Below are 13,063 nucleotides of genomic sequence, written 5' to 3'. Positions count from 1 at the left end.
TCCGATCGACTGCCCCAGCGGCTGTCAATTTTTCTCCCCTCCCCACAGCCACGCCATAGACTTAAGGCTGCAAAGGACAGACAAGCTTCCTCGTTCCGCAAGCGTCGCCGCTTCCGGTTCTTACTCGTCAACTGTTTGAAAAAACGGAACTGAACTGCTCCGTCACAAGAGACAAAATCACCCACGCCGTCTTAAGTGACGGTGTTTTGCCGAAGCCGTTTAAGGTGATGTCCGCGCCCCTTGTTGAAATGCATTTAGGCAGGATCGCGGGCAGATATCAACGATGAATTTTACACAAAATTAAGAGGCGGCCATTGACTCTGGAGGCCAATTTTGACTGTCACAAGCCCTTCAAAAAAGAATCGCTGTTGAATCAAAGAGATTCCCGTTCGGCGCGATTCTCACAGCTTTCAAAACAAAAAAATAAAAAATACGCTTGACTCAGTTGTGAGCCGGCAATGCGTCATGCAGATCACCCATAGCTGAGATATCCTGTCGCAAGCTATTGTTTTTAAATATATATTTCTGTCACTTCAATGACATGTTCGGACGGCCATTTTTGGCAATGCGGCATTTTTTTGGCCGAATCCAAAAAGCCCGGCACAAGGGCCGGGCTTAAGCGTAACGACTAAATCGTTAATTGAAAGTTATGCGGTCGGGGCCGAAAGGGCCTTCACACGCTTGGCAAGGCGCGAAACCTTGCGGGAAGCAGTATTGGCGTGAAGCACGCCCTTGGTGGCTGCGCGAGCCAGTTCCGGCTGAGCAGCAACGAAAGCTGCCTTTGCGCGATCTGCATCACCCGATGCAATGGCTTCTTCGACCTGACGAACGAACGTGCGAACGCGCGAGCGACGAGCCTTGTTGACATCGGTGCGGCGGGCGATCTTGCGGGTCGCTTTTTTCGCCGAGGTAGTATTGGCCATGTATGCCTCTCTTAGAATTCGAACAAAACTCCATCGTTGCGGCGCGGGCCCCATGGCCACTTCATCCAGCAATGCGGGAGCAATTGCGGAAAACCAGAGCGGCTTTCCAAACTGTGGCGGGCATATAACCGGAATGAGCCGCGGCGTCAACGCGGATTCTCGCCAAACCCGCGTAATTCCGGAATCTTGGCTCTCACCGGTTCCTGAAGGCCGGCTTGCGCTTCTCGACGAAGGCAGCCATGCCCTCCTTCTGATCCTCCGTGGCGAACAGGCTATGGAACAGACGGCGTTCGAAACGCAATCCTTCCTCGAGCGTGGTTTCGAAAGCGCGGTTGACCGCCTCCTTGGCCATCAGCACCGAGGGCCGCGACAGCGATGCGATCTTGGCGGCAGCAGCCAGCGCCTCGTCCAAGAGCTTGTCTGCCGGCACGACGCGCGCCACAAGGCCGGAACGCTCCGCTTCCGCCGCGTCCATCATTCTGCCGGTCAATACCAGATCCATCGCCTTGGCCTTGCCGACGGCCCGCGTCAGGCGCTGCGAGCCGCCCATACCGGGGATGACGCCGAGGGTGATTTCCGGCTGGCCGAATTTGGCCGTTTCCGAGGCGATGATGAAATCGCACATCATCGCCACCTCGCAGCCGCCGCCGAGCGCGAAGCCACTGACCGCCGCGATAACGGGCTTGCGGGCATTGGCGATCTCGGCCCAACCGCTGAAGAAGTCATTCTTGTAAGCGTCGACGAAATCGAGCGACTGCATTTCCTTGATGTCGGCGCCGGCGGCAAAGGCTTTTTCCGAGCCCGTGAGCACGATCGCGCCGATGGCATCATCAAGATGAAGGGCGGCATAGGCTTGCTTCAGCTCGGAGAGGACCGTTGAGTTCAGCGCATTCAGCGCGTGCGGCCGATTGATCCGGACGAGACCGACGGCCCCATGAGTTTCGACGATGAGGGTTTCGTAAGCCATTTCTCTCTCCCTTTATCAGCTTTGGCCTTTCAGCCTTGGCAGGAGGCGCAATAGAAAGAAGAGCGTCCCGCCTGGACGATGCGACTGACCGTACCGCCGCAGCCGGGCGTACTGCAAGGCTGCGCTTCACGATCGTAGACGGAAAAGGAGTGCTGGAAATAGCCGAGCGAGCCGTCGGTCTGGATATGATCGCGCAGTGACGAGCCGCCAGCGGCGATCGCATCGGCAATGACCTCGCGGATAGCATCGACGAGCGTGAACAGCGCTTCGGTCGGCTCGCCGGTATCCGTGACTAGTGTCCCGGCGGCGCGCAACGGGGACAGGTGGGAGCGCCACAGGGCCTCACATACATAGATATTGCCGAGGCCCGCGATGTTCTTCTGGTCGAGCAGCGCGCTCTTCAGCGGTTGCGCCTTTCCGCCAAAGCGCTTAGCCAGATAATCGGCATCGAGTTCATTGCCTGTGGGTTCCGGGCCAAGGTCGCGGAAGAAGGGATGGCTGGCCATATCGACCCGCCGGACGAGATCCATGAAGCCGAAGCGGCGTGGGTCATTGTAGATAACCCGCACGTCGCCGCCAGCACCTGTCAGATGAAAGAGGACGTGGTCGTGCTTCTCATCCTTGGAGCGGGGATGATGGAAGGTTCCGCGCGTTTCGGCTGCCGCCCCCTCCTCCACTCGAAACGAGCCGGACATGCCGAGATGCGCGACGATTGTCTTGCCTTCGTCGAGATCGATCAGCAGGTATTTGGCGCGGCGTGACAGGGACGTGATGCCGCGGCCCGAAACAGCCTCAGCAAAATCGACAGGGAACGGAAAGCGCAGATCGTTGCGGCGCAGCTCCAACTCTCTTAGAACGGCCCCCTCCATGGAAGGCGCGAGGCCCCGTCTGACGGTTTCGACCTCTGGTAATTCCGGCATGGCTATCCATCTTTATGTTTCAACTGCTTATGATCTGAGCTATAGCCCAAGGCATTGCGGGTGGTGATCAAGCTGATGAGATAGCGTGGCAAACGCGATTTCGCTATGGTCCGCCGCTGAATTGTGTAACGGAGTTGAGCCGATGGCAGAAAGCCGCACCTCCGCCGATGGCGGCATGGAAACATCCTATGGCTTCCGCGAAGTCGCCGATGGCGAAAAGCAGGGCCTCGTCAATGAGGTGTTCCATAAGGTCGCCAAGCGCTACGATGTCATGAACGACGTCATGTCCATGGGCATGCACCGCGTCTGGAAGGATGCGATGATAGCTGCGCTCAACCCGCGCAAGGACCCTGCCTACAAGGTGCTCGACGTTGCCGGCGGCACGGGCGATATCGCCTTCCGCATCGTCGAAGCATCGAACCGGTTGGCGCATGCGACGGTTCTTGACATCAACGGCTCGATGCTTGCCGTCGGCGCCGAGCGGGCAGAAAAGAAGAAGCTTTCCGACAATCTCACCTTCGTCGAGGCTAATGCCGAAGAACTGCCGTTCGAACCCAACTCGTTCGATGCCTATACAATTGCGTTCGGTATCCGCAACGTGCCGCATATCGACGTCGCGCTGAAGGAAGCCTATCGGGTGCTGAAACGCGGCGGCCGGCTGCTGGTGCTCGAATTCTCCGAAGTCGATCTGCCGCTGCTCGACCGTGTCTATGATTCATGGTCTTTCAATGCCATTCCGAAGTTCGGTAAGGCGATCACCGGCGATGCCGAGCCCTATCAGTATCTGGTCGAATCGATCCGCAAGTTCCCGAACCAGCAGGACTTCGCGACGATGATCCGCGAGGCCGGCTTCTCGCGCGTGAGCTTCACCAATTACACCGGCGGCATCGCCGCGCTGCACTCCGGCTGGAAGCTCTGAAGCATGATATCCAGTCACCCGATCCGGCTTTTGGCCTCCATATTCCGAGACCTTGAGACGATATGAGTGCTTTCAGCGCATATTTCGGCCTTGTTCGAGTCGGCTGGGTGCTCGTGCGCGAAGGCGTGGTCATGGCACTGCCATCGGAGGGACTGCCGCCCTCTGTCAGCCTCGCCAAATCCTTCGTCAGCATCTTCGCGCGCCGGAAGGCGAAGAGCAAGGCCCGCAGCGACCGGCTTGCCCAGGCAGTCGAGCGGCTCGGCCCATCCTATGTGAAGATCGGTCAATTCCTGGCGACCCGGCCCGACGTCGTCGGTGTCGACATGGCGAACGACCTGTCCAAGCTTCAGGACCGGATGGCCTTCTTCCCGCATGAAACGGCGACGGCAGCCATCGAGTCCTCACTCGGCCGACGGATCGACGATCTCTATGCCAGCTTCGGCGCGCCGATCGCCGCCGCGTCCATAGCGCAGGTGCATCCGGCCGAAATCGAGACGGCAGAGGGCCGCAAGCGCGTTGCCGTCAAGGTGGTCCGACCTGGCGTACGTCAGCGCTTTTCCAACGATATCAAGGCGATGTATCTGGTTTCACGGCTGCAGGAGCGTTTCATGCCCTCCAGCCGGCGCTTGCGGCCGGTGGAAGTGACGAAGACGCTCGAACAGACCACCAAGGTCGAGATGGATCTGCGGCTGGAAGCCGCCGCGCTCTCCGAGATCGCCGAAAACACCGAGAAGGATCCGGGCTTCCGCGTTCCCAAGGTTGACTGGGAACGCACCGGCCGCGACGTCATCACCATGGAATGGATCGATGGCGTCAAGATGTCCGACGTCGAGGGGCTGAAGGCTGCCGGACATGATCTCAATACGCTTGCCGACACGCTGATCCAGTCCTTCCTCCGCCATACGTTGCGCGACGGCTTCTTCCATGCCGACATGCATCCGGGCAATCTCTTCGTCGATCCCGCCGGCATGATCGTCGCCGTCGACATGGGCATCGTCGGCCGCCTCGGCAGGAAGGAACGCCGCTTCCTCGCCGAAATCCTCTACGGCTTCATCACCCGCGATTATCTCCACGTTGCCGAAGTGCATTTCGAAGCCGGCTACGTACCTGGCCACCACAATATGGAAAGTTTCGCCCAGGCCATCCGCGCGATCGGCGAGCCGATCCATGGCCAGCCGGCCGAAACCATCTCCATGGGCAAGCTTCTGACCCTGCTCTTCGAAGTGACCGAACTCTTCGACATGGAGACGCGGCCGGAACTGGTGATGTTGCAGAAGACCATGGTCGTGGTCGAGGGCGTGTCGCGCATGCTCAATCCGCGCTTCAACATGTGGAAGGCATCCGAACCGGTCGTCGGCGACTGGATCCGCACCAATCTCGGCCCGAAGCGGATCATGACCGATCTGAAGGATGGTTTGAAGGCGGCCGTGAAGCTCGCCGAAGCCGCACCCGAGATTGCCGCCAAGACCGAAAAATTCCACCATGAACTACTGCATATGAGCGAAAACGGCCTGCGCTTCGATCCGCAGACCGCCGAAGCGATCGGCAAGGCCGAGGCCAAACACAGCCGCTCCGGCCGCTTCGCACTTTGGGTGATCGCGCTGACGCTTCTCTATATCGCCTGGCATCTTGGCTGATCGCCAAGCTTTCTGATGTTTCTTCTCGCCTGGGCCGAAATAGCTTGGCCGGTGCAGCAAGCCATATGCGCGCGCAAACACAGAGTTGCGCGACGTGCGTACTCGTCTCAAAATCAGATTGTCCGGCACGGATCGAGGTGTTCGTCATTTGGGATATCCCATTGGCGATGAGGCTCGCATAGCCTTGCCGAAAAGGAGAACAAAAGAGATGGAGCGTCAAAGAGCCGGCATCGAACTCAGCGGGCAGCCGCTTGGGTTCAGCGATCTGGTGCGGATCGGAGCGGGGGCCGTCCTGCCGTCGGCATCGGAAAGCGGCATGGCTCGCATACGGTTGGCGCGCAGCGTTCTCGAAAGCACCATTCAATCGGGCATGCCGGTCTATGGCTCCACGACCGGCGTCGGCGCCATGAAAGATGTCGAATGGTCTCCTGAAGATCTCGATGCCTTCAATCTCGGTCTCGTGCGCGCCCATCATTTCGGTACAGGCGCGCCCTTCTCCATGTCGGTCGTCCGCAATGCCATGGCGATCCGCGTCAACACGGCTCTCACCGGTCAGGTCGGTTGTTCGCAGGAGCTAATCGAAGCCTATCTGCAGCTGTTGAGCTCGGATGTCATTCCTGTCGTCAGGCGTACGGGCTCGATCGGTTGCGCGGATATCGGACTGATGGGCCAGATCGGCGCGGTTCTGACCGGCGTCGGCGAAGCGGTCTATCGCGGCCGGCGCATGCAGGCTGCCGATGCCTTCGATGCCGCCGGCATCGCTCCCGTCAGGATGATGCCGCGCGACAGTCTGGCCTCGCTCAGCGTCAATGCCGTCAGCTTCGCCGCCGCTGCCGAGACGACCCGCAATGCCGCCGCGTCGATCCGCGTGCTGCTCGCGAGCGGCATGATGGCGGCCGGCGCACTGGGCGCCTCGCGCGATCCATGGATTTCCGTGCGCCATGTCGGTACACCCCGCGAGGCCCTGATCGGTGCCTGGCTCTGCAATGCTTCGGATGAATGGCCCTGGCCGGTCGCGACCCACGTCCAGGACCCGCTGAGCCTGCGAATGATCGCCCAGGTCTTCGGTGCCGTCATCGAAAACCTCTTGACCGCCGGCCACAAGATTCTCGCCGCCACCGGGCGCTCGGACGACAATCCGGTCATCGTCGATGGCCGTGTCATGACTTCGGGCGGCTCTCTTCCGCTCGATGTCACCGTGCTTCTGGAAGCGGCCGTCATCTGCATGGCCCATGCTGCCCGCAACGCCTTCAATCGCTGCGTCCTGCTCGGCAACGGCCAGCGGCGCGGCCTGCCCGTCAATCTGGTGCCGGAAGGCAGGATCGCGACCGGCTTCGGCCCGATCATCAAGCTCGCCGGTGAGATCTTCTCGCGCGTTCTCTCCATGTCCAATCCGGTCTCGGCACAGTCGCTGGTGGTTGCCGCCGGCATGGAAGACGAGGCCGCCTTCCTGCCGCTGGTCATCGAACGTTTCGAGCGGCAGATGCGGGCACTGAAGCGTCTGGCCGCTCTTGAGGCCCTGCTTTCGGCACAGGCAATGGACATTCTCGGCGACAAGCCGGAAGGCGTGGCGCGCATGCTCTACGACGTCGTACGCAAGCATGCGGACTTCTATGTGGTCGACCGCCCACTTTCGGCCGAGGTCGAGGCGATCGAGGAGGAGTTGGGCTCGGAGTCCTTCGTCTCGGAATTGATCGCTCACAAGCCGATCCTCGCCTACGATGATTTCTTCGCGCTCGGCTCGCTGGAGCGGGTCGAAGAGCGGCTTTATCGCGACACCGTTGCCATCTGAACCAACCGACGAGCGGAGAGAACGCACATGGCTGATTTCGATCTTGTTCTGCAAGGCACCGTGGTTCTGCCTGAACGCATCGTGGAAGCCGGCTATGTCGCCGTGCGCGAGGGCAAGATCGCTGAGGTTGGCATCGGCGCGCCGCCGGCCGCACGCGAACGGCACCTGCTCGGCAAGGCGTTGATCTTGCCTGGCGCGATCGACGCACAGGTTCACTCCCTCTCGCAGAAGGACCAGGAGGATTTCATCTGGTCGACCCGTTCGGCAGCCGCCGGCGGAGTCACTACCATCGTCGACATGCCCTATGACGAAGGCAATCTCGTCTGCTCGGCAGCGGCGGTGAAGAAGAAGACCGACCATGCAGCGCCGCAATCGCGCGTCGACTTTGCTCTTTATGGCACCATCGATCCGGAAGAAGGCCCCGCGCGTATCGCCGAGATGGTCGAGGCTGGCGTTGCCGCCTTCAAATTCTCCACCTTCGGCACCGACCCCAAGCGTTTCCCGCGCATTCCGCCCGCCCTGCTCGATGCGTGCTTTGCCGCCATCGCGCCCACGGGGCTAACCGCCGGCGTGCACAACGAAGATGACGAAGCAGTCCGCACTTACATGGAGCAGGTGAAGGCGAGCGGTATCACAGACTATCGCGCCCACGGCCTGTCCCGTCCGCCGATCACCGAGCTTCTGGCCATCCACACGATTTTCGAGACGGGCGCGGATACCGGCTGCCCGGCGCATGTCGTGCATTGCTCGTTGGGGCGCGGCTATGACATCGCCCGCGCCTACCGCCGCGACGGTTTCGAAGCGACCGTTGAATGCTGCATCCATTACCTGACGCTCGACGAGGAAAACGATGTGCGGCGCCTTGGCGGCAAGGCGAAAATTAATCCGCCGATCCGCCCGCGCGCCGAAGTGGAAACCTTGTGGCGCAAAGTGGCGGAGGGCAATGTCTGGCTCGTCTCGACCGATCATGTCAGCTGGTCGGAAAATCGCAAAACCAATCCGGACATGCTGGCGAATGCTTCCGGCGTGCCGGGACTGGAGGTCATGGTGCCGCTCTTCGTCAAGGGTGCCCTGGAACGCGGCGTGCCGCTGACCTGGGCGGCGAAACTGATGGCGGAAAACCCGGCTAAGCATTTTCGCCTCGACCATATCAAGGGCGCGCTGACGCCGGGCAAGGACGCCGATATCGTCGTTCTTGAGCCGCGCGAAATGGTTTATGACGCGGCGGCCAGCGGCAACAACATCGTCGGTTGGAGCCCTTATAACGGCATCCGCCTGCCCTGGACTGTGTCCGCTGCCTATCTTAGAGGCAAGCAGATTACCGAGGGACAGAAGGTGCGGGCCGAACCCGGCTCCGGCAGCTTCGTCCGTCCCTTGCCTCGCCAAATTCTTGCCGGAGATGCAGCCTGATGACCGACCCCAAGCGCCACAACCTGCCCGTAAACGCCGATCGCATCGCCGAGGATATAGATGCGCTGGCCGGCATCACCGATCCGGGCCACCCGTGGACGCGCCGCGCCTTCTCGCCGCTCTTCCTCGAAGGGCGCGCCTATATCGAAGCACGGATGAAGGCGGCAGGGCTTGAGACCCGCATCGACGCAGCCGGCAATCTGATCGGCAGGCGCGCTGGCGCCAAGCCTGGCCTCGGCACGATCCTTGTCGGCTCCCATTCCGACACAGTACCCGATGGCGGCCGTTTCGACGGTATCGCTGGCACGATCGCAGCGCTCGAAGTGGCGCGTTCCCTTGACGATCGCGGCATCGAACTCGACCATGATCTGGAGATCGTCGATTTCCTCGCCGAGGAAGTCAGCATCTTCGGCGTCTCCTGCATCGGCAGCCGCGGCATGACCGGGCAGATCCCCGAGGCATGGCTGACCCGCACCAGCGGCGACCGTACGCTTTCTGAAGGGATTGCCGAGGTCGGCGGCGACCCTTCGGTGCTGCTCTCCCAGAAGCGTCCGGATCTCGCCGGGTTCCTGGAGCTGCATATCGAGCAGGGGCCCGTACTGGAAGCCGAGAACAAGGATATCGGCATCGTCACCGCGATCGCCGGCATCACCCGCATCGAAATCACCGTGGAAGGCCGCGCCGACCATGCCGGCACGACGCCGATGGATCGCCGTGCTGATGCGCTGGTGGCCGCTTCGCAATTGGTCCTCGACATTCGCCAACGCGCTGCCGAGCAGGCAAAGACGCCGGGCCATTTCGCCGCAACCGTCGGTGAATTCCGTATCGAGCCGAATGCCGCCAACGTCGTGCCGTCGAAGGTCGTGCTGCTGATCGACGGACGGGCCGAAATCCGCAGCGACATGGAGGATTTCTTGGCCTGGATCGACGGCGAGGTGAAGAGCATCGCCGCCGACTATGGCGTCACGATCAACCCGCCGGTGCGCGTTTCCGATAATATGCCGACGCCGGGCGCTCCGGTGCTGCTCGAAACGCTGGAGCGCGCCTGCGAGACGGTCGGCGCCAAGCATCGCCGCATGGCCTCGGGCGCCGGCCACGACACAGCCTGGATCGCCAAAGTCGCGCCGGCCGCCATGATCTTCGTGCCCTGCAAAGAAGGCCGCAGCCATTGCGCCGAGGAATGGGCCGAAAATGACGATATCGCCATGGGTGCCGCCGTGCTCTTCGAAGCGGTGCGCGACATGGACAAGAACCTCAAACAGAACCGGGAGTAGCCGATGGGACGCGTACTCGTTGCCAAGGATGTGGAAGCAGCCGTCAAGGGCGGCTCCGTTTACGCCGCAGGCGGTGGCGGCTGGGCCGATCACGGCCGCATGCTCGGCTATGCGGCCGTCAATGTCGGCAAGCCGGAGCTGGTGTCGATCGAGGAATTGAACGACAACGACTGGATCGCGACGGCGGCCGCCATCGGCGCGCCGGCCTCCACCACACCCTGGGAAATGCAGGGCATCGATTACGTGAAGGCCGTGCAGCTGCTGCAGGATGAGCTCGGCGAGAAGCTCTCCGGCCTGATCATCGGCCAGAACGGCCGGTCTTCGACGCTGAACGGCTGGCTGCCATCAGCGATCCTCGGAACGAAGGTCGTCGATGCCGTCGGCGATATCCGCGCCCATCCGACGGGTGATATGGGCTCGATCGGCATGGCCGGTTCGCCCGAGCAGATGATCCAGACCGCCGTCGGCGGTAACCGCGCCGAGAACCGCTATATCGAGCTGGTCGTGAAGGGTGCGACGGCAAAGATTTCGCCGATCCTGCGCGCCGCATCCGACCAGTCCGGCGGCTTCATCGCCTCCTGCCGCAATCCCTTGCGCGCTTCTTATGTCCGCACGCACGCGGCACTCGGCGGCATCTCCATGGCGCTCTCGCTCGGCGAAGCGATCATCGAGGCGGAAAAGAAGGGCAGTAGCGCCGTCATCGACGCCATCTGCAAGACCACCGGCGGCCATATCCTGGCCGAAGGCACGATCACCAGGAAGGATGTCGTCTACACGAAGGAAGCCTTCGACATCGGCACCATCACGGTCGGCAGCGGCGACAAGGCCGTCATCATGCATGTGATGAATGAGTACATGGCGGTCGAGGATTCCGGCGGCAAGCGGCTGGCGACCTTCCCCTCCGTCATCACCACGCTGTCGCCGGAAGGCGAGCCTTTGAGCGTCGGCCAGCTGCATGAAGGCATGAAGGTTTTCATCCTGCATGTGCCGATGGATATCATTCCGCTGTCTGCCAGCGTGCTCGACCCTACGGTCTATCCCTCCGTCGAAAAGGCCATGGGTATCGAGATCGCGAAATACGCCCTAGAGACAAAGAAATAGAGCGTGATGTCGTCCGAAAACCGCATACACTTTTCGGCATCACGCTCTGGCCGGCAAGAAAGGCTGAAAAGCGCAGGAGGCTTGAATGGCCCGCGACGCCGGTCTCGAAGAATTGCTGAGAGAAGAGCTCGGGGAACGCCCAGGGCTCAGCGAAAAAGCAATGTTCGGCGGCTGGGCCTTTCTGCTCAACGGCCATCTCTTATGCGGCGCCCGGGATGATGGGATGCTGATCCGCCTCGGCAAGGGTAATGATGGCTGGGCGCTGGAGCAGCACGACGTCAAACCCATGCAGTTGGGCGGCCGGAAAATGCTGGGATGGGTGCGCGCCGGGCCGGACGCCTATGGCAACGACATGTTGCGCAAGCGGCTGCTTCTGGCCGCGCTGGACTTCGCCGAAGGCCTGCCGCCGAAGTAGTCAAGCCGCCGAAACAACAACGAAATAAGGGAAGGGAAATTCATGCCGAAAGCCAATCCACGTCATCCGAAATTCCCCATTCCGGGCGGTCCGGAGCTGCGTGCCAAGGGCTGGCGGCAGGAGGCTCTGCTGCGCCTGCTCGAAAACGTGCTCTCGGTCGGCGAAGATCCGGACAATCTCGTCGTCTACGCGGCCCTCGGCAAGGCAGCTCGCAACTGGGCGGCACACAAGGGCATCGTGAAGGCGCTGACCGGAATGGATGAGAACCAGACGCTGCTCATCCAGTCCGGCAAGCCGATCGGCCTCATCCGCACGCATGACAAGGCGCCGCTCGTCATCATGGCGAACTGCAATATCGTCGGGCAGTGGGCGAAGGCGGAAGTCTTCTACGAATTGCAGCGCAAGGGCCTGATCTGCTGGGGCGGTCTCACGGCCGGTGCCTGGCAATATATCGGCAGCCAGGGCGTGATTCAGGGTACCTATGAAATCTTCATGCGCATTGCCGAGCGTCGCTTCGGCGGCGATCTCTTCGGCCGCTTCGTGCTGACGGCCGGTCTCGGCGGCATGGGCGGCGCACAGCCGCTCGCCGGCCGCATGGCAGGTGCCGCCATTCTCTGCGTCGATATCGATGCCGAGCGCGCCAGGAAGCGACAGGACATCGGCTATCTGCAGGAAATCGCTCCCGATCTCGATTCCGCGCTGGCGATGATCGACGCTGCCGTCAAGGAGAAGCGGGCGCTTTCCGTCGGCCTCGTCGGCAATGCGGCCGAGATCTATCCCGAGATTGCGCGGCGTGGCATCGTACCCGATATCGTCACCGACCAGACCTCGGCGCACGATCTCGTCTACGGTTACGTGCCGAAGGGCATGAGCCTCGCCCAAGTCAAGGATTTGCGCGACGACGGCCAGGGCCAGCTCATGGCGGCCAGTCGCGCCTCGATCGTCGAGCACGTGAAGGCCATGCTCGATTTCCAGAAAAAGGGCTCCGAAGTTTTTGACAACGGCAACCTCATCCGCACGCAGGCGAAGGAAGGTGGGGTTGCGAACGCCTTCGATATCCCGATCTTCACCGAAGCCTATCTCAGGCCGCTCTTCTGCCGTGCCATCGGCCCCTTCCGCTGGATGGCGCTTTCGGGCGAGGAGAGCGATATTGCCCGCATCGACGATCTGCTGCTGGAAATGTTCCCGGACAACAAGATCATCACCAACTGGATCAAGCTTGCCCGTCAGCACGTGCCCTTCGAAGGCCTGCCGGCGCGTATTGCCTGGCTCGGCCATGGCGAGCGGACGGCGCTTGCCCGGCGCGTCAACGAGCTTGTGGCAAGCGGCGAACTCAACGGTCCGATCGCCTTCTCGCGCGACCACCTCGACGCCGGCGCTATGGCGCATCCGAACATCATGACGGAGCGCATGAAGGACGGCTCCGACGCGATTGCCGACTGGCCGCTGATCGACGCCATGATGCTTTGCTCGTCCATGGCTGACCTCGTCGTCGTCCATTCCGGCGGCGGCGGCTATGCCGGCTACATGACCAGCTGCGGCGTCACCGTGGTTGCCGACGGTACGCCTGCCGCCGACGAACGGCTTGATCATGCGCTGACCAACGACACGGCGCTTGGCGTGATGCGCTATGCCGATGCCGGTTACGAGGAGGCGCTTGACGAAGTTGCGAAAAAGGATGTGCCCTATATCCGTTTGGGATAAG

Annotated in this window: 11 protein-coding genes; 8 read left to right on the top strand and 3 right to left on the bottom strand. The window is 61.6% G+C overall.

What is annotated here, in order from left to right; all coding sequences use genetic code 11:
• Positions 1–647 precede the first annotated feature (647 nt).
• The 3 genes from rpsT to mutM all read right to left on the bottom strand — a co-directional run bounded on the left by rpsT (position 648) and on the right by mutM (position 2,810).
• Complete coding sequence (gene rpsT / locus ACYJRZ_RS07080; RefSeq protein WP_004108374.1) at positions 648–923, bottom strand: 30S ribosomal protein S20; 276 nt, start codon at positions 921–923, stop codon at positions 648–650.
• Positions 924–1,116: 193 nt separating this feature from the next.
• Positions 1,117–1,890 carry an enoyl-CoA hydratase gene (locus ACYJRZ_RS07075; RefSeq protein ID WP_459457467.1) on the bottom strand — a complete coding sequence of 258 codons (774 nt, stop codon included), beginning with the start codon at positions 1,888–1,890 and terminating at the stop codon, positions 1,117–1,119.
• Positions 1,891–1,919: 29 nt separating this feature from the next.
• Entirely contained in the window at positions 1,920–2,810 is an 891-nt protein-coding gene (mutM, locus tag ACYJRZ_RS07070) for a bifunctional DNA-formamidopyrimidine glycosylase/DNA-(apurinic or apyrimidinic site) lyase (protein WP_459457465.1), read from the bottom strand.
• Between the two features lie 142 nt (positions 2,811–2,952).
• Here mutM and ubiE point away from each other — a divergent pair, with 142 nt between their 5' ends.
• From ubiE to ACYJRZ_RS07030, 8 genes are all read left to right on the top strand, one after another.
• Complete coding sequence (gene ubiE, locus ACYJRZ_RS07065) at positions 2,953–3,729, top strand: bifunctional demethylmenaquinone methyltransferase/2-methoxy-6-polyprenyl-1,4-benzoquinol methylase UbiE (RefSeq protein ID WP_459457463.1); 777 nt, start codon at positions 2,953–2,955, stop codon at positions 3,727–3,729.
• Between the two features lie 62 nt (positions 3,730–3,791).
• A complete protein-coding gene (ubiB, locus tag ACYJRZ_RS07060; protein ID WP_459457461.1) occupies positions 3,792–5,366 on the top strand; it encodes a 2-polyprenylphenol 6-hydroxylase in 1,575 nt (524 codons plus the stop codon).
• Between the two features lie 208 nt (positions 5,367–5,574).
• Positions 5,575–7,158 (top strand): aromatic amino acid lyase, encoded by a 1,584-nt coding sequence (locus ACYJRZ_RS07055; RefSeq protein WP_459457459.1) that lies wholly within the window; start codon positions 5,575–5,577, stop codon positions 7,156–7,158.
• A 27-nt stretch (positions 7,159–7,185) separates the two neighbouring features.
• Entirely contained in the window at positions 7,186–8,568 is a 1,383-nt protein-coding gene (locus ACYJRZ_RS07050; RefSeq protein WP_459457457.1) for a dihydroorotase, read from the top strand.
• Entirely contained in the window at positions 8,568–9,842 is a 1,275-nt protein-coding gene (locus ACYJRZ_RS07045) for a Zn-dependent hydrolase (protein WP_459457455.1), read from the top strand. The genes ACYJRZ_RS07050 and ACYJRZ_RS07045 overlap by 1 nt, the downstream gene beginning before the upstream one ends.
• A gap of 3 nt (positions 9,843–9,845) precedes the next feature.
• The gene (locus ACYJRZ_RS07040) at positions 9,846–10,943 is read left to right on the top strand and encodes a DUF917 domain-containing protein (protein ID WP_459457453.1); all 1,098 of its coding nucleotides are present in this window, start codon (positions 9,846–9,848) and stop codon (positions 10,941–10,943) included.
• 85 nt (positions 10,944–11,028) lie between these two features.
• Positions 11,029–11,358 (top strand): TfoX/Sxy family protein, encoded by a 330-nt coding sequence (locus ACYJRZ_RS07035; protein ID WP_459457451.1) that lies wholly within the window; start codon positions 11,029–11,031, stop codon positions 11,356–11,358.
• Positions 11,359–11,400: 42 nt separating this feature from the next.
• Positions 11,401–13,062, top strand: a complete 1,662-nt coding sequence (locus ACYJRZ_RS07030) for a urocanate hydratase (protein WP_459457449.1) — start codon at positions 11,401–11,403, stop codon at positions 13,060–13,062.
• Position 13,063 lies beyond the last annotated feature (1 nt).

The sequence above is a fragment of the Rhizobium sp. No.120 genome, assembly GCF_054558365.1.
Note: the sequence above shows the minus strand (reverse complement) of the source record. Positions and strands in the feature narration are given on the sequence as shown.